Source organism: Halomonas sp. KG2, from assembly GCA_030440445.1.
Classification (GTDB): Bacteria; Pseudomonadota; Gammaproteobacteria; order Pseudomonadales; family Halomonadaceae; genus Vreelandella.
In genome coordinates, this window is the sequence record CP098528.1 from 2,796,099 (window position 1) to 2,816,431 (window position 20,333).

Consider the following 20,333-nt stretch of genomic DNA (forward strand, 5'->3'; position numbering starts at 1 on the left):
ACAATCATGGCACATGAAATGGACATGACAAATATAACTGAGTTCAGCGCTCTTGCTCAGGCACGCTACTCCGAACTGAAAGCACAAAAGCTGTCAATCAACATGGCCCGAGGCCGTCCTTCAGCAAAACAGTTGGACCTATCCTCAGCTCTCCTCAACCTATCGGTGCCTTTCGAGAGTCAAGGCACAGATTATCGAAACTATGGAGGAAAGCGCTGCACCCCTGAAGCTCAGCAACTCATGGCAAGTATAATGGAATGTGAGCCTGATGAGGTTTTGGTTGAAGGCAGCTCAAGCCTAGCTCTGATGCACGATAATCTCGTCTATAGTTTTCTTAAGGGCAATCCAGACAGCCCTCGCCCTTGGCAGCAAGAGGATAGGGTCTCTTTTCTGTGCCCCGTACCCGGCTACGATTTTCACTTTCAAATGTGTGAATCTTATGGGATCAAAATGATCCCTATAACACTGAATGACGATGGGCCAGATATGGCAGAGGTCGAACGACTGGTCGCTGAGGATAGCTCGATCAAGGGTATCTGGTGCATCCCCAAATACAGCAACCCTACCGGCTGCACTTATTCGACTGACGTTGTGAGACGCCTGGCTAGCATGACCACAGCCGCTAAGGACTTCCGGATTATCTGGGACAATGCTTATGCTATCCATGCAATCAACGACAAGCAGGATGACGTCATAAATATTCTGGATGAATGCCGGCGGTCCGGGTGTCCTAATCGTCCTTTAGCTTTTTCATCGACGTCTAAGATCACTTTTCCTGGAGCTGGCCTAGCTGCGATGGCTAGCTCACCGGCCAATCTGGCTTGGTTCCTTAGCCAGACCTCAAAACGCTCCATACAGCCCGACCGTCTTAATCAGTTGCGGCACACTCAGTTTTTCCCAAACCTGAAGGCAGTGAAGCGCCATATGCAGCAACACCAAGAGCTGATTCGCCCAAAATTTGAGATCGTAGACAACACACTAACCAGCATCTTAGGTCGCTCAGAGCTCGCTAGTTGGACACTGCCAAGAGGAGGATATTTTGTTAGTTTCTACGCACCCACAGGGTGTGCTCGGCGCACCATTCAGCTAGCGTATGAAGCTGGGGTTGAGTTGACGCCTGCCGGTGCCGCCTTCCCTCATGGGTGCGACCCCCAGGACAGCCATATCCGCATTGCACCAACCTCCATCAGCTTGGACGAAGTACGACTAGCAACTGAAGTACTCGCCTATGCAACTATCATTGCCACAGAAGAAACAAGACAGTGAGTCCAACACTCGCTCAACTTGACAGGCTCACTGGGAAACTTCATTTTCGTTTCCCTATGAAATTTCACTGAGTAAATGAAATAATCACAATTTAGCAAGAGTATTAGAATACGTGAAAGCATCCTTAAAGGTGTTTCTGGGTAAACATTGCTAGCGAATAGTGCCTCTTCCCCAAAACGAAGCCACCCCGCTCAGTTGAGCGGGGTGGCCTCGTCAGCAAACACAGTACATTACTACCTGTATTGGCAATAATTACTCGCTATCTGTATCGCCATCGCTTGGACGCAACACCTTCGGGTTGGAGTTTCCCCATACCGTGTAAAGGTCGGCAAGTAGCGCGCCATTGAGGTCTTCAAGTTCTCCAATGGTAATTCGCTCGTCACCCTGGAGCCCGTAAAGTACCACTTCATCGCCCGGTGCCACTCCCTCGACATCCGTCACGTCTACCATGGTCGTGTTCATTGACACTTTACCCATGACCGGCACGCGCTCACCGTTGACCAGTACAAAGGCAGCGTCTGTGAAAACACGCCGGTAGCCATCAGAATAGCCAACAGGCAAGTTCGCCAATAAGCTATCCCGCTCCAGCACCCTGACGTTATCGTAACCAACGCCACTGCCTTGCGCGTAATCGTTAACCGACGCTACCCGCGTGCGAAACGACATCACCGGCTTGAACTGCTCATAATGGGGTAGATCGCCATACAGCAAGCCACCCGGGCGTACCATATCAAGGCGTGCTTCAGGCACCTCCATGGTGGTAAATGAGTTGGCGGCGTGAAGCGTTAGCGCCTCGCGATCCAGGTTAGCCGTCTCGATTAACCAGTCACTTTGTTCATGAAACGCCGCTAACCCCTGGCGAACAAAATCTTCGTCCTCAAAGGCAAAGTGGGTCATGATGCCCACCAGCTCTAACGACGCTAAGTCTTGAAGCTCTAACGCTTCCTGGCGCCCTGCTTCACTATCAAGCGCCATGCCATTGCGTCCCATACCGCCGGCATTGAGGCCCAAATGATAGCGCAGTGTCACCCCTGCCTCAGCGGCATCGCTGGAGGCCTGGCGAGCAGCTGTTATATCGCCGAATAACTCTTCCATGCCGTAATCGAAAGCGCCGCGCACTTCTTCTGGTGTCGCACTACGCACGCGCATTAAACGTCCATCGAAACCAGATGCCCGAACAACTCGCGCTTCTTCGTTACTCGCCACACCAATACAAGGAATACCTAACGCAATCACGGAAGGCATTAAATTAGCAATGCCGTGACCATAGGCATCGGCTTTCATAATGGCGCAAAGCTCCGCTTCTTCGCCCAATAATTCCAGAACACCGCGCACGTTCCCTTCAAAAGCCGATTGCGAGATTTCTACCCAGGCATTGGCACTCAAGTGTTCCGGGCTATCGACGAGCAATGCTTGGTCGCTCAGCAACGGCGCCGCATAGCTGGTTGTGGTAACGGTGGCAGCAACAGCGGCAGCTAACAGGGTTAGTGGATATTTCATTATCAGATCCTTGATTCGTTTTCATTGTTAAGACCCCACCGCTCACACTACCCCTACTAAACAATTCTTAACGATAGCGCGTGCCGCGTTTATTAAAAAAAGCAGCGCTAGGACGCAATAACCCGAAGAGAAGGAAAGCTCTTTCGCTGATTGCTCTGCCTGTAGGCGGGGCAGCTCTTCTGCTCGTCACGTATTCAAGTCTGCGTGTATTCAAGCGCCAAAACTCATTAAAACCCGCAAGCATTCCAAGCTCTGTTTCAAACCCTGTTTCAAACCCTGTTTCAAGTGCTGTCTCAAGCGCTGTCTTAAGTGCTGTCTTAAGTGCTGTCTTAAGGCCTTACCCAAAGAGGATTTAGGCCAATAGCAGACTCGACGATCTGTTGGCTACACCGTTTATCAACGCTTACCTAATACACCTGATCGGCAATATATCGCTCAAAAACACAGCAACTCGTTGAAAATCAATAAAAAATTAATTTATAGATGCAGTTTCGGTTTGGTTTGACATCAGTCAACGTAATGCAAAAATGTTGATGTTAGACGATTTTATAGAAATTTTTTATAGCCTGAGTACCATGCGTGTGATTAAACTGGGGGCGCAACATGGTTTCGAAACTGAAGCATGGATGCCCTCTATAACTCTAAACGCGATCAAGAAAGAGGTTTTATGAAGCTCTCAACATCCGTGAAATGCGCTCTAGCGACGTCCATCGCCGCTTCCATCATGGCTAGCCAAGCGCTTTATGCCGATACCGTTCGTTTACGCATGCACACGTTTTATGGCACCGAAGTGGATCAGATTGCAGCTGATTTGCGGGAACGGGTAAGTGAAGCGAGTGATGGCACTATCAACATTCAATTTTTCCGTGGCGGCGAGCTAGTCAGCAGCGACCAGTTTGTCGAAGCCGTTGCCCGTGGGAGCATCGATATCGGCCATGGTGTGGGTAGTTACTGGCCTGGCACAGTGGGTATCGGCACGATCGAAGGGGGCCTACCAGGAGCATGGGTAAGCGCTGAAGAAGCCCACGATATATTTGCCAACCAAGGCCTTGATGAACTCATCGCAGAAGCTTACGAAGAGCAAGGCGTTAAGCTGATTGGCCGCGGCTTTGGTAGCGATTATGGTCTAGTCACCCGAGAGCCTGTTTCCAGCCTGGAAGACCTTGCCAGCATGCGCATCCGCGCAACCAGCTCCATTGCAACGGTGCTGGAAAAATTCGATATTCCGACAGCCTTTATTCCCGGTGAAGAGCTCTACGTCGCACTTTCGACTGGCGTTATCGACGGTGCCATTTACGGTGGCCCTGTTGAGTACGAACAGCTACGAATCAATGAAGTAGCGGGCTACTACACCGATATCAACTTACTTAACCCAGGCTGGACAGAAAACGCATTCATCAACCCCCGCGCTTGGGAACGGATGAGCGAAGAGCAGCAGCAAATTTTGGTAGATGAGCTGGCTCAGTACCTGGAAGACGTTCACAACTGGCTTGAAGAAGGCAACCAACGGATCATCGATGAAGGTGAGCTGTTTGAATTCGCCACCCTGCCAGCAGAAGATTCACAACGCCTAGCGGAAGCATCTTTGCCGATTTGGGAAGAAGAAGCGGCACGCTCTGAGCGAAATGCCCAAGCCGTTGAAATCTTGATTAACAACGCCAAAGCGCAAGGAAGATTGAGTGAGTAAGATTAACCGATATCTACGCTTTCAGGATGGGCTTTCCGACTGGGTCGGACGAGTCACCGCCTGGCTGACGCTAGGTATTATCGGTGTACTGCTCTATGAAGTAGTCGCTCGCTATGTACTCAATGCCCCCACGGTGTGGGGGCACGAACTAGCGACGATGTTCTTCGGTGCACTGAGCATCCTGGCTGGCAGCTATACCTTACGCCACCAAAGCCACGTGCGCAGTGATGTCATTTATCGCCTGCTGCCCTTCCGCATGCAGGCGTTGTGTGACGTGATTGTGTTCTCACTGGGTATTTTGGTGTTGTGCATATTTTTCACCATGGCCGTGGAGTTTGCCCACCGCTCCTGGCTAATTGGCGAGTATTCCAACCGAAGCATTTGGCGTCCAGCGCTTTGGCCGATAAAAGCGACCATTCCAATTGCCGTTGGATTGCTAATTCTGCAGAGCGTAGCAGAGCTAGTGAGGGCCATCGTGCGTTTACTTGGCATTCCCTATGATGATCCGCGAGACGACATTAGCGACGCTGATTAAATACAGCCCGACTCTGTTTAAACAGAGTGCTGCTTAACCCTCGCTCTATTTCAACGTGGTTTTACCGTGAAAAATAAGAGACACACCCCGGCACGTCCTTGTGGATATGCCATGCAAAGGGTATCCCTATGTTAAATTTAGACCCCATGATAATTACGGCGATCATGTTTCTCTCCATGATCGTCCTAATGGCAATAGGCGCTCCGCTAGCGTGGGCGTTGATGATATCGGGCATGGGAAGTGCCTACATGATGTTTGGCCCTGGTGGCTTGGACTTCTTGCTCTCATCGGCATACAGCACCATGGACAACTTTCTCCTGGTGGCCCTGCCGCTGTTCATCTTTATGGGATTGGTACTGGAACGTTCCGGTATTACCGATGACCTTTTCGAGATGATGCATAAGCTGATGGGCAGCCTTCCAGGCGGGCTCGGGATTGGCACCATTCTGATCTGCGCTCTTATCGCTGCCATGGCGGGAGTCTCAGGGGCTGCCACTGTCAGCTTAGGGATCATTGCACTACCGGCAATGCTCAAGCGGGGCTATCACAAGCGGCTAGTCACCGGCACGATCATGGCTGGTGGTGCATTAGGTTTTCTCATCCCACCTAGTATCTTAATGATTGTCTATGCGTTTCTGGCCCGTGAATCGGTAGGAAAGCTATTTGCTGCAGGCTTAGTACCCGGCCTAATGCTTGCCGCTATTTACATGGCCTATATATTAATACGCTGCCGCATAAACCCTTCTCTAGGTCCCGCTGCGCCAGTAGAAGAACGCTTTAGTGCCAAAGAAAAGCTGATGTCTTTGCGCCACGTCATTGCCCCAGGCCTTTTGGTTACTGCCGTATTGGGCTGCATTATCGGAGGGGTAACCTCGCCTTCGGAAGCCTCTGCAGTCGGGGCTGGCGGTGCCATGCTTATTGCAGCGCTGAGAGGCCGGCTTAACTGGGGCCTGCTGCGCTACGCGATGCTCAGCACGGCCAAAATAACCGGTATGTTGCTCTGGATTGCCATTGCCGCGGTATTCTTTAGCCGTATCTATATGGGCTTAGGCGCCGGTATGATCGTCAGTGATTTTATTAATGACTTCTCGCTGTCGCCCTATACCGTCATCATCATCATGCTGATTAGCTTTTTTGCACTAGGCATGTTTCTCGATGACTTTGCGATCCTGTTCATCACGATTCCGCTTTATGTGCCAATCGTACGTGACTTAGGGTTCGACACTACCTGGTTTGCGGTGCTGTTTATTATAAGTATGCAGTCCGCTTATCTGACACCGCCCTTTGGGTATAACCTGTTCTATATGCGATCAGTCGCACCAAAATCCATTACTATCGTCGATATCTATCGTTCAGCACTGCCGTATGTTGCTCTACAGATAGTGGGGTTAGCAATTATCGTACTATTCCCAAGTATTGCGCTGTGGTTGCCCAACCTACTGTTCTAAACAAGCGTATCAAACGGCTATCGGCAGAAATCCAACTAAAAAGGCCCTAATCATTAGGGCCTTTTCTTTTAACGTTTCTTCGCTGCCTTCTGTTGCCCTATGCGACACTTTGTTGGCGCATTACCTGGGCAATAATCGGCACAGGAGACATCAAGTGTTCGTGCATCAATGCCACTGCTTCATCCTTGCGGCGCTCAAGCGTGGCATCTACCAGCGCGGCATGCTCTTGGCGCTTTTCTTCAAGGGCCTGAGCAGAAAACACGGTTTCTTTAAGCCACAAAAAGCGATAACGCTGAACTTTATCAAACAGCCCAGCGCGCACTTTCATCAAGTGAGGAGAGTTACAGCCAACCACCATCGCGGTGTGAAAATCACTATGCCGACGATCCCAACTATCTAACAGCCCTTCTGGCGAGTTCATTTCCGTCAGCTTTGCTAATTGATAAGACTTTGCCAAGATATTAGCTTCCCAGGCATCATCGCCGCGCTCGATTGCAAGCCCCAACATCATCGCTTCAACCTGCGCCCGGGCATCGTAAATATCGTTAAGCTCAGCAAGCGACATGGGTGCCACACGATAGCCACGCTGGCTAATTGCCACCACTAAATGTTCAGCAACAAGCTGGGAAAGTGCTTCTCGCAGAGGACCAATACCTAGGTCATAGCGCGCTTTAAGCACACTCATACGCAATTTTTCGTCAGGCTGAAAAGTGCCTTTAATAATATCTATTTTAAGTAGCTTGTAGGCACGAATACCCAAGTTTTCCTTGGCATCCGCCTTTTCGTCTGGGAAGAAAGATGAATTCATGAGTATGCATTTGGCAAAGTGGGTCAAAATAATAGCACACCTTGTAACAGCTGTTTGAACGTGTTCTTCCCCCGCCTCAATAACAAATGCAACAAGCAATAAAAAAAGCCGATGCAGACTAGCTGCACCGGCTTCTATCAACACTCTCTATATATCAGCACACTTATCAGCGCTCTCTACAAAAGCTTCTATTGGCGCTTAACTAACCAATGAGACGCTAGATATTACGCTGTAAGCTCTTCGAGCAATTCTTCAACAATCGTCAACCCTTCTTCAAGGATGCTGTCTTCAATAGTGACCGGCATCAAGAAGCGGATCGTATTACCGTAAAGCCCACACGACAGCAGGATAAGCCCCTTCTCCCGTGCACGTTTGCACATGGCCGCAGCGAGTTCTGGATCGGGGGTTTGATCAGCTGCAACAATATCCAATGCCGCCATCGAACCTAAATGGCGCACGTTTTCGACACAAGCAAAGCGTTGCTGCCACTGAGTAAAGCGCTGCCCCAGAACCTCTCCTAAGGCTTGGCTCTTTTCAAGAATCTTTTCTTCTTCGAATACTTCAAGTACCGCTAACACGGCCGCACAAGAAACCGGACTACCTGAATAGGTGCCACCCAGCGAGTTAGGGCCACACGCATCCATATGCTCAGCCGTTCCCACGACGGCTGAAATCGGCATGCCACCGGCCATACTCTTAGCCATGGTCATCAGGTCAGGCTCAACACCACTGTGTTCAATGGCAAACAGCTTACCGGTACGGCCAAAGCCAGACTGAACTTCATCGACGATCATCAGCATGCCGTGCTCGTCGCAAATTTCACGCACCGCTTTAAGGAAGCTGGCCGGTGCAGGATAGAACCCACCTTCACCCAACACAGGCTCAATCACGATAGCCGCGGTGTCTCTGGGGTTGGCATCGGTCTTCAGCGTCATTTTAAGACCGCGGATAGCGTCTTCTTCGCTGACCCCATGGAACGGAACGGGGTAAGGCGCACGGAAAACATTCCCCGGCATGCTGCCGAAATCAGCCGAGTAAGGCACCACTTTGCCGTTCATTGCCATGGTCATAAAGGTACGGCCATGGTAGCCACCATCGAAGCAGATCACGTTATTCTTGCCGGTGGCGGCACGTGCAATCTTGACGGCATTCTCCAGCGCTTCAGCCCCGGAGTTAACCAGCATAACTTTGCCATGGCCGCGCACAGGCGTGAGCTGACTGAGTTTTTCAGCGACTTTCACGTAGCCTTCGTAAGGAATAACAGTCTGGCAAGTGTGCATCACCCGACCTAACTGCTCCCTAACCGCTTCGACGACTTTGGGATGGCAATGGCCGATATTAAGCACGCCAATACCGCCCGCGAAATCAATAATACGGTTACCATCCGCATCCCAGATAATCGCGTTCTCAGCACGATCCGCAAATTGCGTTGCAGGGCTGGCGGCACCATTAGCGACATATTTCTGTTTAAGCTCATTCAGCTGTGCATTGCTCATCTTCATTTACTGCATTCCTCAGTTAATTAGTGAAAATCGCTTATAGGCCGCCAACACAGACGTATTTCAACTCAGTAAACTCATCAAGCCCATGACGTGAACCTTCACGGCCCAGCCCAGACTCTTTCACCCCACCAAAGGGCGCTAGCTCGGTAGACAGAATGCCTTCGTTAACGGCTACCATGCCGTATTCCAGCCCTTCCATTACGTGCCAAATTCTGCGGTAGTCACGGGCATAGAAGTAAGCTGCCAACCCGAACTCAGTCGCATTCGCCATGGCAATGGCTTCTTCGTCCGTCTCGAAACGGAACACAGGCGCCAAGGGACCAAACGTCTCTTCACGGGCAACCCGCATGGTGTCGGTCACATCAGCAATAATCGTCGGTTCGAAGAACGTGCCGCCCAACGTGTGCGGCTTGCCGCCACAAACCAACCGCCCACCCTTTTCCAACGCATCGCCAATGTGGGACTCGACCTTCTCGACTGCGGCCTGATTGATCAGCGGGCCTTGCATAACGCCATCATCCAGCCCATTGCCCACGTTCAGTTGCGCCACCCGCTTGGCAAACTTTTCGACAAAAGCGTCGTAAACGCCGCTTTGCACCAAGAAACGGTTGGTACACACACAGGTCTGGCCAGAGTTGCGATACTTGGAGGCAACAGCTCCTTCAACGGCGGCGTCTAGGTCGGCGTCATCAAACACGATGAAAGGTGCGTTACCGCCTAACTCCAGCGATACTTTTTTGACCGTACCGGCACATTGAGCAAGCAGCTTTTTACCCACTGGCGTAGAGCCCGTGAAAGAGAACTTACGCACGCGCGGATCGGTGGTTAACACCTCGCCAATCGGCGCAGGCTGGCTGGCCGTGACCACATTGATTACCCCAGCGGGCAGGCCAGCAAGCTCAGCCAAGCGCGCCACCGCCAACGCCGTGAGTGGCGTTGCTTCTGCAGGTTTGATAACCACCGTACAGCCTGCCGCTAAAGCGGGGGCACACTTACGGGTGATCATTGCTAGCGGGAAGTTCCAGGGCGTAACGGCGGCCACAACGCCAATCGGTTCGCGAAACACCAGAATGCGCTTATCAACACCATGGCCCGGCAAGGTTTCACCGGCCATACGCTTGGACTCTTCGGCATAAAACTCGACAAATGACGCGCCATACGCCACTTCACCCCGGGATTCTGCCAGCGGCTTGCCCTGCTCCAACGTCATTAGCCGAGCCAGATCTTCCTGGTGCGCCATGATGGCGTCGAACCAGGCGCGTAACAGCGTTGCACGCTCTTTCGCAGTACGCTTTTTCCAGCCAGATCCTGCTGCCTCCGCTGCGGCAACCGCTGCTCGTGCACCATCAGCATCCAGGTCAGGGACTTCTGCTAATAGCTCGCCATTTGCCGGGTTAGTGACCGCAAAGCGCTTTTCAGCACCGCACCACTCTCCGCCAATAAATGCGTCAGGTATCAAAATATCGGGTAACTCACTCATCTTGTTTTCCTTTTTGCCATGACATTAGAGCGTGCTCTCAAACGCTGGCCGCGCTTCCCACGAACTCGCTACAACGCCATTGCCTGTACTTCCGAAAGCACTAGCGAGCCAGCTTCTTCATTTTCAGATAGGCAGCATCAACCGTAATGACTAACAAAAATATCTACATTTATAAAAAACGTCAAAATATATTTTTAGCATATACACTAAAAACTGGACGGTAGGGTTGGATGACACCGAAAATGGTGGCTAGGCTGCGGGCAGGATTGGTACAAAAATCGATCAAGGCGCGTGCCTCAGCGTTTCCGGCCAGGAAGCAAGCCTTTATCGGGTATCGCTTTCGGATAAAATCAATCTAAAAAAGAGGCCGCCCCTACATGGGCGAAAATGAGCAACTTAACGGCTAACCCCACCTTAAAGCGCCCTACCCACTGGGCACTATTCAGCGTGATAGCACTGATGTTGATAGGCAGCGGCACGCAGGCCGTTGGTGATTCACACGGCGACAGTCCTTATAGCGACAGCACCAACAGCGCGTGTGGGCTGACTGATCAGCAACAGGAAATGCTAAGACTGGTGAACGAGGCACGAAACAATGCTCGTCAATGTGGCGATCAAGCATCTCCAGCAGCCAGCCCGTTGACCTGGAGCTGCCAACTGGAGGCCGCTGCCGCGATGCACGCAAGCAATATGGCCAACAACGACTATGTTAGCCATACCGATACTGACAGCGCAGGAATTGAGCAACGCGCTAATCAACATGGCTACGCGTGGCAAGCCTTGGGTGAAAATATTGCTGCTGGGCACGCATCTGCTGCCGCCGTGATAAACGGCTGGCTAGAGAGCCCAGGCCATTGCCGCAATATGATGAATAGCACCTTCACCGAAATGGACATGGCCAAGGCCAGCAATGCTGATTCGCGCTATACCACCTTCTGGACACAGATGCTGGGGAACCCCCGCTAACCCTTCTTAAAACCCACCGTAATGAACCGCCGAAATCGCATTCTTTGGTGAACCATCCACCAGCTTGGTGCTGTAAGTTAAGTACACAAAGGTTTCGGTTTCAGCATCGTGCATACGCACCACGCGCATATTCTTAAATAGCGCCGAGCGGCGTTGGTTAAAAACGACTTCTTGCTCGTCTACCTCATCAGGGTCGAAGACAATCTCTCCCGTTTGCCGACATGCCACGCTCGCCTCGCTAGCTTCCTCAGCAAGCCCGACCGCACCCGATAAGCCGCCCACCTGGGAGTAAGAGAGATAGCAGGAGACTCCCTGTACTTTTGGGTCGTCAAAACGTTCCACTTCAATCGTACTGTTCGGGCCAATCAACCTAAACTCCGTTCGCACGCTGCCAATATGGGCATCCTGCGCCAGAAGCGCAGTAGGCAGCAGTAACGAAGACATCATCACAAGCGACGTAATGGCAACCGGTGTTGAGAAACGCATAGAAATGTCCTTAGCAGGTGCAGCAGAAACGGCAAGCCAAGAGCATACCTGATACAGACAGAGCCGGGGCAGTCAAGAAAGGTTTAATATCGGAATGGAAAGCGGTGGCAAAGGAAGGCCGAAGTGGGGATTATGGCATAATTCTAAAAAATCATTCAATATCATAAATTTAAGGATGATATTAAAAACACCCCTGACTTCAGTGATAATACGGCCATCTTCAACCGCACAGGATTCAGCACTGCCATGGATCAGATCACTTTCTCCGAAGCCGAATACCAGAATAAGAAGCAAAGACCCGCCGCTAAATATTTCTGAAGCGGATGGACAGGCTGACCCCCTGGAAGCTGTTGGAGAAGTAAGGTAGTCCGTTATTATCCCAAAGGCGGGAGCGGGCGGCCGTCGTATCCGCTGACTGTCATGCCTCGCGTCCACTGCATGCAAGTGTTCTACAACTTGAGTGATCCGACCATGGAAGATGCTCTCTATGAGATCGAGTCTATGCACCACCTCGCCGGCTTAAAACTGGATCGATTGCCGGACGAGACGTCGCTTCTCAAGTTCCGTCATTGCGCGAGAAATACCTGGGGGAGTAGGGTTACTGCGCCTGTTTTCCACTCAATGAGTGGGAAACAGGCGAATATAGACAAAGAACGGGAGAAAAGTGTCTGACTTTTCGATTGTCCAACAGCGCACGTGAGAGTTGACAAGTACTGGCAGTTATTCAGATCTTCCCTAGGAAAGCACCTGAGAAAGCCAGAAAATGTTCGCTGACGTGGCGTTCGAGCCACATCGATAGCGACTGTTCAGCGGTTTCCTAGAGTCGATTGGCAGATGATCACACAAATAATCAAGTTAACTTGTAGTACCATGCAGTCTTCCCCACACTGCGCATTATAAGGAACGTTGTAATGAATTGGGTTATCTTGGCTGTCATAGCTGCTTTAATTTTACTTTACTTTTGGTATGCCGCTATTGTTTCTCGACGTAACGCGGCTCAGGAAGCTTTTTCAGGGATTGATGTCCAGTTGAAGAAACGCACCGACCTGATCCCCAATATTTTGAAAATTGCCGCTCGCTTCATGGAGCACGAGAAGACACTACTCACTGACATTACTCAACTGCGCACGGAAGTGTTAAAAGCGGCAAAGGCAAACGACCGCGAAGGCGCCGAGAAGAGATTCGAGTTAGAGGCGGCTCTGGAAGACAAACTGTCGGGACTAATGGTGGCGGTTGAAAACTACCCCGACCTTAAGTCTCACACCAACATGCTGGAAGCTCAGCGAGCATATGCGGATGTAGAGGAGCATATCTCAGCCGCTCGACGTAGCTACAATGCCGCGGGACGCCGGTTCAAGGATGCCATCCAGATCTTTCCGGGGACATTGATTGCGAAGGTAATGGGCTTAGAGCCCTTGCCGTTCTTCGAGGCATCTAAAACCGATCGCGCACCGGTCAACGCTGACCATTATCTCAGCTCATGAGTATTCTGAAGACATTTTTTCAGGCTGGTGAGGCGCTCAAGCAGCTAGGCAGCGGGACGGCCTTCCAGCACCCTGAGATAACGACCGAGTTATCCGACGACATCCGCGCGACGATAGAACGAGATGTCTTACCATTGCTAGAACCACTAGAGCAGTTCAGGCTGGAAAAGCTGGCGAGCAAGACACGTCGCAAGACTTTGTTTCGGCGCCTTGGCTGGTTGCTTTGGTTGCCATCGCTAGCGCTAGACCTCTTCATGCTGGTGTCTGGCGAACCTACGCTCTACACCCTGTTTGTAGTCGGCGGACTGGGCGCCTGGGTTGTCTACCCGGAGCTGCAGTACACGCGGCACTACAAACAAAAGCTTATCCCGGTACTACTCCAAGCCTTTGGCGATCACACCTACGACAAAGATGGTTGTATAGACCTAGAAGCCGTCAAGTCATTCGATATTTTGCCGCGTTTTTCGAGTAAGAGCAGTGAAGACTACATCAGTGGCAACATCGCAGGCGTCCAGTTTGAGTTCTGTGAGTTAAAGCTCAAACGCCGCGGCAGAAAATCAAATACCACAGTTCATGGTGGCGGAGCGCTTCTCATCGTCATGCCCTTCCAATTTACTGGATATACTGTGGTAGATACCGACTACGGCAAGGTTGGCAACCGCCTGGTATCACCACTGGCCAAATCCAGAGTAGCGCTGGAAAACCCAATGTTCGAGGACCGTTTCGAGGTCTACGGTTCTGACCAGCAGTACGCCCGCTATCTTCTGTCACCGAGTTTAATGGAGCGTATTATTGCTCTCGATGAGCTGTTCCGAGCTCGGGCCAAGGGCACGGGAATTACCTGCGAGTTCCGAGACAATAAGGCCCTATTCATGCTGTCCTATTTCGGCGACTTGCTAGATGTGGCAGATATTGACGTTTCTGCCTATGACTTGGACAAGATGCCACTGCTAGAACAGGAACTGGCCATGATCACAGATATTATTCAGCAACTAAAACTTGACTCTCTCGCTGCCAGGAATGTCGCAAGTACACGCTTGGCCGAAGGATAATGGCAACTCTGACATTTTCCCTCGACAGCGTCAGAAAGGGGCGCAGGTGGACATTAAACAGGCCAGAAGGTACGTAAAGTAGTGACAAAGAATCCAGTAAGCCCATCAGAAGGCGGCTGGCAAGGCCACCTACGGCGAGCAGTAAGACAAATAATATCAGCCCCAATAAAAAAGGACGGACACCCAATGCCTTAAGCTTCTCGAAACGAGTTTCGAACCCCAGTGCAGCCATAGCCATGGTTAACGCCATCTGTCCTGCCAATACTAGATTTTGTACCTTTCACAGTCGTAGGTTGTAGTGGTTCAATAAAACCGGACACCAACGTAGGTGGTAATATTGCCACCCTAAGCGAGGTGTCTGATGACTAAGAAACGACGTACTTTTTCGCCTGAATTTAAGCAGGAAGCTGCCAGCCTGGTACTAGATCAGGGGTACAGCTATCCCCAAGCTTGTACCTCGTTGGGTGTCAGAGAAAGCGTTGGGTCCACCAGCTTGCGGACGAGCGTCAGGGGGTAACGCCACAGGGTAATGCGTTAACTCCAGAACAGCAGCGTATTCAGGAGCTTGAGGCTCGCTGCAAACGCCTTGAGATGGAAAAAACCAGCCTAAAAAAGACCACTGCTCTCTTGATGTCGGACGACATGAATCGTATGCGCTGATAGACCAGTTGAGTGAGCAAATGCCTGTTGAAATGGTCTGTAACGCGTTTGATATTAGCCGCTCCAGTTACTACGAGTACCGCCAGCGGCGGGACCGCGTGGATGTTGAGCGTTTGGTCTTAAAGGCTCAGGTAAGCCGCCTTTTCAAAAAGAGTCGCAGCTCAGCTGGCAGCCGCTGTCGAACGAAGAAGTTCGAACAGGTAAGTCGGACGTCGGGACAGCAGTATCCCTCACAGGCGGGACTGCTGCTGCCTGTCAACTTGCGGCAAGCAAGGATAAAAGAGTGCATTGGGCAGCCTCCTCAGCATGTTGAAGTCCAGATAGGTGAACCGGGGAAAGTCAATATCGGATGCCAAGGGGGCATGACCCCGAAGCCGAATTGACTGGCGGAGCTCCCGTAGTGGTCCGCGATGGGGAAAGCCCATCACATGGCAAAGGGGAGCAGTTTAAACGTGTTTGCCAAGCAAACTACCTGACCAAACAAGGTGAAGACCTTTGATAATCAGCGAAATGCAACGCAAGCTAGCGACTTGGACAACAGCCGACTCCGATCGCCGAGTGGATCGGTTGTTGCGCCTGATAGCACAGCCTGACTGGCTAGCAGAAGCGGCTCGGATCACCCTATCTTCCAAAGGGTCACATACGCCTGGGATAGACGGGGAGGTCAAGCTGACTGCGCAGGCCAGACTGCCGGCTATTCTTCAACAAATCAGGAATGATTTACTCTCCGATGCCTATAGCCCGTCACCGGTCCGAAGGGTCTATATCCCGAAGGCCAACGGCAAGCAACGGCCACTGGGTATCCCGACCTTGCGCGACCGTATCGTTCAACGGGCCATGGTAATGGCAATGGAGCCGTGTGGGAAAGTGACTTTCATACGCTCTCCTACGGGTTCCGGCCGGAACAAAGCGTTCATCACGCCATCCGCACAGTGAAACTGCAACTGACGGATAATAAAGTAACGCGTGGACGCTGGGTCATCGAAGGGGACCTGTCCAGCTACTTCGATACCGTGCACCACCGGCTGCTGATGAAAGCTGTACGCCGCAGAATCAGGGATCGACGCTTCCTGAATCTTCTCTGGCGATTCATCAAAGCCGGCCAGATTGATGCAGGGCTCTTTCGGGCCGCCAGTGAAGGCGTGCCCCAGGGCGGTGTTCTATCACCGCTGCTGCCGAACATCATGTTGCATGAATTCGATCAGCACCTGAACCAGCGCTACCTTGGCAAAAAGGCCCGGAAAGATCGGTGGTACTGGAACCATAGTATCCAGATCGGTCGAAGCTCAGCCATCCGAGAGAACCGGCAATGGAAGCCAGCTGTCGCCTACTGCCGCTATGCCGATGACTTCGTCGTTATCGGCAAGGGCACTAAAGCTCAGGCAGAAGCGATCAGAGAAGAATGCCGGGAAATGCTGGAAGGAACTCTCAAGCTGACACTGAACATGGAGAAAACCAAAATTACCCATGTGAACGACGGCTTCGTGTTCCTGGGCCATCGCATCATCCGCAAGCGGAGCCGCTATGGAGGCATGCGGGTGGTGACGACGATCCCCCAGGATAAGGCCCGTAACTTTGCGGCATCTTTAACCGCCAAGCTGTCAGGCAATTAATGCCCCAGTCTCGGGTCAAAGTAAGACCTGGGTGCTGTATGGCAAAACCAATCAGGGGTTACTCGGTGGAGCTATTCTTCACCGACTCGTCGGTCATGGGAAGAAGCGATTCCGATGGCGTCTCCCGGAGGGTAATCCCTACCTGAGGACTGAGCCCAGAAACACTTGGACCTCTCGCTTTCCTGAAGTCGCGATGGCACTTGCCAACGCTTAAACGGCCGGATGCAGGTCTTGTTGTGAAAGCGCTGGATCACAACGTGGTCAGCCAAAGAGCGTTATGTTCCATTCCGATAGTAAGACTACAAGGTGCCAGGTGTTTCTGGGTTGATCCGGCACTTATAGTAATCGACCTATTCTGAAGACCTGGTGCCGTGAGGGCTCCTGGGTCTCCTGACCCACATTCCGATCGACCCGGCTAGTGTGTCTTTCCTTGGACCTGTCGGTGATCCGGGAGCACTGGCGGCGAGGTTTCGCCTCGTCGAAGCATGTGACTCAAGAAGGGCCTGACAGCCTGTCTCATTACTGTCGTGTCCAGGCTATCGAACTCGGTGAAGCCATCCTGAATCAATAGCTTGGAGATCCACCATGAGTCAGCAACCCAGTGATCGCTCTGTCATTATCGGCGGTGTTGATACCCACAAAGAGCTGCATGTGGCCGCCGTCGTGGATGCCCATGACCGTGTGCTTGGCACCGCCAGCTTTCCTACCACCCGGCATGGCTACAAGACCATGCTGACCTGGATGCGCTCCTTCGGCGAGCTCAGCCGTGTGGGGATCGAATGCACCGGCACCTATGGAGCTGGCCTGCTGCGCTACTTACAGCGCGCAGGCATCACTATTTTGGAAGTCACGACACCCGATAAGACTGTACGGCGCAAGCGCGGCAAGGATGACGCAATCGATGCAGAGAATGCCGCTCATGCGGCCTATGCGGGTATTCGCACTGTCACCCCGAAGACACGTGACGGGATGATCGAGTCCTTGCGTGTCCTGAAGGTTTGCCGAAAAACCGCGGTCGCGGCTCGCCGTGTGGCCCTCCAGATGATCCAGACTCAAGTGGTCTCGGCGCCAGAGGAATTGCGCGACCTGTTAAGGAACATGACGCGAATGCAGTTGCTTCGGACACTGGCGGCATGGCGACCCGATTTGAACGGGTACCGGGATGTCACGATGGCTTACCGCATCGCCCTGAAATCCCTCGCGCGCCGCTACCTGGAACTGCACGACGAGATTGCCGATTTGGACGTCATGATCAAGGCTATCGTCGATGAGCTGGCACCAAAGTTGGTGTCGCGAACGGCAGTAGGCTACGAGACGGCCGCACAGCTACTGATCACGGCAGGCGACAATCCGGATCGCCTTGGCTCAGAAGCCAGCTTTGCGGCGCTATGTGGCGTTAGTCCTATTCCTGCCTCGTCAGGTAAGACGCAGCGGCACCGGCTCAACCGGGGTGGCGATCGCGCCGCCAATAGTGCGCTGCATATCATCGCCATCGGGCGACTACGCCTGGATGCCGATACTCAGGCATACATTGCCCGGCGGGTGGGAGAGGGCCACTCCAAATTGGAAGCCATCCGATGCCTGAAACGCTATATTGCCCGGGAGATCTATTATGTGCTGCGCAGCCGTCATCGGGAGATCAACCAGACGCAAATTGCCACTTGACACTTAGAAGGGCGTCCAGGGTAGTCAGTATGCCAGCCGCAAGTTCCGCCAAAGACTTTGGCGCTATCGTATGAAACAAAGCATGAGCCGACGTGGCAACTGCTGGGACACTCGCCGATGGAAAGGCTGTTCCGGAGTCTGAAATCGGAGTGGATACCGGCGCTGGGATATCGAAATCTACCTGAGGCCAGGAAAGACGTTAGTGGCTATCTGATGGGTTACTACAACCAGCAGCGCCCTCACTCATTTAACGATGGCATGCCTCCCGTTGTGGCTGAGGAAAATCTTAAATTACTGTTCGGGATTAGTTGACCGCTACAATCGCGACAAAAGGCGTGCAGGCGGCGTCTCTGTTCGAATTTCCCTAAATCTTCAAGCGTGCGCAGTATGCCTAGCCATTCGAGGGGCAGAATGCTTTCTATCGGCCGATTCCCTACTTTTGGGAACACATACATTTCAAGCACGCGCCTGCTGTCATTGGCACGCTTAGAACTCTCTTTCCAGCGCGGCACCATGGCAGCGTGCCACTCCATGGCCAGCACTTCAAAGGTGTTTTCAGTTGCATACTGTCGTTGGCGTTTGTCACTCTGCTTTTGCTCTACGGGGTCAATGCCTTGGGATATTAAACGTCTCATATCCGTCCGCTTTTCCCTTGCTTCGGCAAGGCGCACCTTAGGGTTGGCCAAGGCTGATCATGTTGCGTTTGCCGTTAGGGCGTGTGTAGCGCAAACGCCATCCACGGCTGCCGTTGGTTGAGATCCTAAGTGCTAATCCCATGCCATCTGAGAAGGTAATAATTTTCGTGCCGGGCTTAGTTGCGTTTATTTGTCGGATAGTTAGCGCCATGGCGGTATACCGAGTATTTCCGAATGAAGACATATACCGGAATGTATACCACTTGGCAGCGGGGTTTGGAAGGAACTGCGAGGAGCTAAAAAACAATGTATATCAGAGTATTATACTCTTTTTAGGCCTTCTCAGGACTTGCAAAGAACCCCCGTTGGCGTCCCTGGCAGGAGTCGAACCTGCGACCTGCCGCTTAGGAGGCGGCTGCTCTATCCTACTGAGCTACAGGGACTTGAGGGGCGCATAGTATAGCGTGTTGGTGAGTGTCAGCCAACCGCGCAGTTAAATCCATCCTAGCAGGCGCAGCACAAAGATACCGCTGGTGACGGTGACGCTGGCCATTAAGGTGGTTATGGCGATGATATTGGCGGCCAGCGCTACATTGCCGTTAATTGCTTTTACCATCACAAAGCTGGCGGCGGCAGTTGGGCTGGCGAAAAATAGAAATAACAGCCCAAGCTGCTCTCCAGAGAACCCCACCGCCCACGCTGCTAGCGTGGAAAGCAACGGCAGCACAATCATTTTCATACTACTGGCGCTTAATGCGATTTGGCTGCCGCTGCGCATGCTGGCAACCGAGAGTGTGGCGCCGACACAGATCAATGCTAGCGGTAACGTTAACGAGGCGAAGTAATCGCCTGAGGTAATCAGCCAACTGGGCAGTGGAATCGAAAATGCTGTGAATGGCAGCGCGGCGATCACAGAAATAATCAGTGGATTAGTGACGATATGCTTTAACAGGCTGCGCCAATTTGTCGATTGCCCAGGTTGGTAGGCTGCCAGAGCCACCACCGAAAGTGCGTTATACATTACAATCACCACGCCAAGCAGCAGGCTACCAGCAGAAAGCCCGTAGTTACCGTACATTCCCGCCGCCAGTGCTAACCCTACGATGCCGCAGTTACCCCGGAACGCGCCCTGAACATAAATACCGCGGTCGGCTTTAGGCACCCGATAGCTCGCCCATAGCCAACTGATCAGGAATTGGCCGAGTGTCGCGGCGGCAAAAAACAGCAGCAACGGCACATCTAATGCAACGCTTAGATCGGCTTTTATTAAACTCAAAAAAATCAGCGTGGGGAGCGTTGCTTTGAAGACGAGGGCTGACGCTGTAGAGACAAATTCTCTGTCGATCCACTTTAGGCGCTTTAAGCCGATACCGACGAACACCATGGCAAAAACAGGCAACGTGATATCCAGCGTGCGGGAAAATAGCTCAAGTAGGTTCACGAAAGCCCTCTCATTCGAATAAGCAGACGCTTATATTCTACTGTCAACCAAGGTTTGTCGACTAATGGGAATGAATAAGAGACGCAATATAGAAGGCGAACCCAA

General features: G+C 52.1%; 15 protein-coding genes, 1 tRNA gene and 3 pseudogenes. 11 read left to right on the plus strand and 8 right to left on the minus strand.

The window, feature by feature from the left end:
- Positions 1–24: 24 nt before the first annotated feature.
- The gene (locus NDQ72_13130) at positions 25–1,266 is read left to right on the plus strand and encodes an aminotransferase class I/II-fold pyridoxal phosphate-dependent enzyme (protein WKD27008.1); all 1,242 of its coding nucleotides are present in this window, start codon (positions 25–27) and stop codon (positions 1,264–1,266) included.
- Positions 1,267–1,518: 252 nt separating this feature from the next.
- On the opposite strand, the gene alr is transcribed toward NDQ72_13130, so the two are convergent.
- Positions 1,519–2,766: an alanine racemase gene (gene alr, locus NDQ72_13135; GenBank protein WKD27009.1), complete on the minus strand. Its 1,248-nt coding sequence runs from the start codon at positions 2,764–2,766 to the stop codon at positions 1,519–1,521.
- A gap of 667 nt (positions 2,767–3,433) precedes the next feature.
- On the opposite strand from alr, the gene dctP reads away from it, so the two are divergent.
- From dctP to NDQ72_13150, 3 genes are all read left to right on the plus strand, one after another.
- Entirely contained in the window at positions 3,434–4,453 is a 1,020-nt protein-coding gene (gene dctP / locus NDQ72_13140) for a TRAP transporter substrate-binding protein DctP (GenBank protein WKD27010.1), read from the plus strand.
- A complete protein-coding gene (locus tag NDQ72_13145; GenBank protein ID WKD27011.1) occupies positions 4,446–4,988 on the plus strand; it encodes a TRAP transporter small permease subunit in 543 nt (180 codons plus the stop codon). Before dctP ends, NDQ72_13145 begins: the two co-directional genes overlap by 8 nt.
- A gap of 128 nt (positions 4,989–5,116) precedes the next feature.
- A complete protein-coding gene (locus tag NDQ72_13150; GenBank protein WKD27012.1) occupies positions 5,117–6,436 on the plus strand; it encodes a TRAP transporter large permease subunit in 1,320 nt (439 codons plus the stop codon).
- A 97-nt stretch (positions 6,437–6,533) separates the two neighbouring features.
- Here the strand turns inward: NDQ72_13150 and csiR are convergent, their stop codons facing one another.
- The 3 genes from csiR to NDQ72_13165 form a co-directional block, all read right to left on the minus strand.
- Positions 6,534–7,244: a DNA-binding transcriptional regulator CsiR gene (gene csiR / locus NDQ72_13155; GenBank protein ID WKD27013.1), complete on the minus strand. Its 711-nt coding sequence runs from the start codon at positions 7,242–7,244 to the stop codon at positions 6,534–6,536.
- Positions 7,245–7,468: 224 nt separating this feature from the next.
- Positions 7,469–8,740, minus strand: a complete 1,272-nt coding sequence (gabT, locus tag NDQ72_13160; GenBank protein WKD30398.1) for a 4-aminobutyrate--2-oxoglutarate transaminase — start codon at positions 8,738–8,740, stop codon at positions 7,469–7,471.
- A 40-nt stretch (positions 8,741–8,780) separates the two neighbouring features.
- Positions 8,781–10,226: an NAD-dependent succinate-semialdehyde dehydrogenase gene (locus NDQ72_13165; protein WKD27014.1), complete on the minus strand. Its 1,446-nt coding sequence runs from the start codon at positions 10,224–10,226 to the stop codon at positions 8,781–8,783.
- Positions 10,227–10,613: 387 nt separating this feature from the next.
- On the opposite strand from NDQ72_13165, the gene NDQ72_13170 reads away from it, so the two are divergent.
- The gene (locus NDQ72_13170; protein WKD27015.1) at positions 10,614–11,192 is read left to right on the plus strand and encodes a CAP domain-containing protein; all 579 of its coding nucleotides are present in this window, start codon (positions 10,614–10,616) and stop codon (positions 11,190–11,192) included.
- A 6-nt stretch (positions 11,193–11,198) separates the two neighbouring features.
- On the opposite strand, the gene NDQ72_13175 is transcribed toward NDQ72_13170, so the two are convergent.
- A complete protein-coding gene (locus NDQ72_13175; GenBank protein ID WKD27016.1) occupies positions 11,199–11,678 on the minus strand; it encodes a CreA family protein in 480 nt (159 codons plus the stop codon).
- Positions 11,679–12,589: 911 nt separating this feature from the next.
- Between NDQ72_13175 and NDQ72_13180 the strand changes: the two genes are divergently transcribed.
- The 6 genes and pseudogenes from NDQ72_13180 (at position 12,590) to NDQ72_13205 (ending at position 18,464) form a co-directional block, all read left to right on the plus strand.
- Positions 12,590–13,162 (plus strand): LemA family protein, encoded by a 573-nt coding sequence (locus NDQ72_13180; GenBank protein WKD27017.1) that lies wholly within the window; start codon positions 12,590–12,592, stop codon positions 13,160–13,162.
- Complete coding sequence (locus NDQ72_13185; protein ID WKD27018.1) at positions 13,159–14,214, plus strand: DUF3137 domain-containing protein; 1,056 nt, start codon at positions 13,159–13,161, stop codon at positions 14,212–14,214. Before NDQ72_13180 ends, NDQ72_13185 begins: the two co-directional genes overlap by 4 nt.
- A 361-nt stretch (positions 14,215–14,575) precedes the next feature.
- A pseudogene (locus NDQ72_13190) lies at positions 14,576–15,050 on the plus strand (transposase).
- 334 nt (positions 15,051–15,384) lie between these two features.
- Positions 15,385–16,701: pseudogene (gene ltrA / locus NDQ72_13195) on the plus strand (group II intron reverse transcriptase/maturase).
- A gap of 371 nt (positions 16,702–17,072) precedes the next feature.
- A complete protein-coding gene (locus NDQ72_13200) occupies positions 17,073–18,152 on the plus strand; it encodes an IS110 family transposase (protein WKD27019.1) in 1,080 nt (359 codons plus the stop codon).
- A 16-nt stretch (positions 18,153–18,168) separates the two neighbouring features.
- A pseudogene (locus NDQ72_13205) lies at positions 18,169–18,464 on the plus strand (integrase core domain-containing protein).
- Here the strand turns inward: NDQ72_13205 and NDQ72_13210 are convergent.
- The 3 genes from NDQ72_13210 to NDQ72_13220 form a co-directional block, all read right to left on the minus strand.
- On the minus strand, positions 18,392–18,787 hold the full coding sequence (locus NDQ72_13210) for a hypothetical protein (GenBank protein ID WKD27020.1): 396 nt from the start codon (positions 18,785–18,787) through the stop codon (positions 18,392–18,394). The pseudogene NDQ72_13205 and the gene NDQ72_13210 sit on opposite strands and share 73 nt — an antisense overlap.
- A gap of 366 nt (positions 18,788–19,153) precedes the next feature.
- Positions 19,154–19,230: transfer RNA gene (locus tag NDQ72_13215), tRNA-Arg, on the minus strand.
- Positions 19,231–19,280: 50 nt separating this feature from the next.
- Positions 19,281–20,228 carry an AEC family transporter gene (locus NDQ72_13220; protein WKD27021.1) on the minus strand — a complete coding sequence of 316 codons (948 nt, stop codon included), beginning with the start codon at positions 20,226–20,228 and terminating at the stop codon, positions 19,281–19,283.
- Positions 20,229–20,333: the final 105 nt, after the last annotated feature.

What these genes read in the sequence shown, in the direction of transcription:
- NDQ72_13130 (WKD27008.1), top strand. Translation starts at nt 25, where the DNA reads ATGACAAATATAACTGAGTTCAGCGCTCTTGCTCAGGCACGCTACTCC.
- alr (WKD27009.1), bottom strand. Translation starts at nt 2,766, where the DNA reads ATGAAATATCCACTAACCCTGTTAGCTGCCGCTGTTGCTGCCACCGTT.
- dctP (WKD27010.1), top strand. Translation starts at nt 3,434, where the DNA reads ATGAAGCTCTCAACATCCGTGAAATGCGCTCTAGCGACGTCCATCGCC.
- NDQ72_13150 (WKD27012.1), top strand. Translation starts at nt 5,117, where the DNA reads ATGTTAAATTTAGACCCCATGATAATTACGGCGATCATGTTTCTCTCC.
- csiR (WKD27013.1), bottom strand. Translation starts at nt 7,244, where the DNA reads ATGAATTCATCTTTCTTCCCAGACGAAAAGGCGGATGCCAAGGAAAAC.
- gabT (WKD30398.1), bottom strand. Translation starts at nt 8,740, where the DNA reads ATGAGCAATGCACAGCTGAATGAGCTTAAACAGAAATATGTCGCTAAT.
- NDQ72_13165 (WKD27014.1), bottom strand. Translation starts at nt 10,226, where the DNA reads ATGAGTGAGTTACCCGATATTTTGATACCTGACGCATTTATTGGCGGA.
- NDQ72_13170 (WKD27015.1), top strand. Translation starts at nt 10,614, where the DNA reads ATGAGCAACTTAACGGCTAACCCCACCTTAAAGCGCCCTACCCACTGG.
- NDQ72_13175 (WKD27016.1), bottom strand. Translation starts at nt 11,678, where the DNA reads ATGCGTTTCTCAACACCGGTTGCCATTACGTCGCTTGTGATGATGTCT.
- NDQ72_13180 (WKD27017.1), top strand. Translation starts at nt 12,590, where the DNA reads ATGAATTGGGTTATCTTGGCTGTCATAGCTGCTTTAATTTTACTTTAC.
- NDQ72_13185 (WKD27018.1), top strand. Translation starts at nt 13,159, where the DNA reads ATGAGTATTCTGAAGACATTTTTTCAGGCTGGTGAGGCGCTCAAGCAG.
- NDQ72_13200 (WKD27019.1), top strand. Translation starts at nt 17,073, where the DNA reads ATGAGTCAGCAACCCAGTGATCGCTCTGTCATTATCGGCGGTGTTGAT.
- NDQ72_13210 (WKD27020.1), bottom strand. Translation starts at nt 18,787, where the DNA reads ATGAGACGTTTAATATCCCAAGGCATTGACCCCGTAGAGCAAAAGCAG.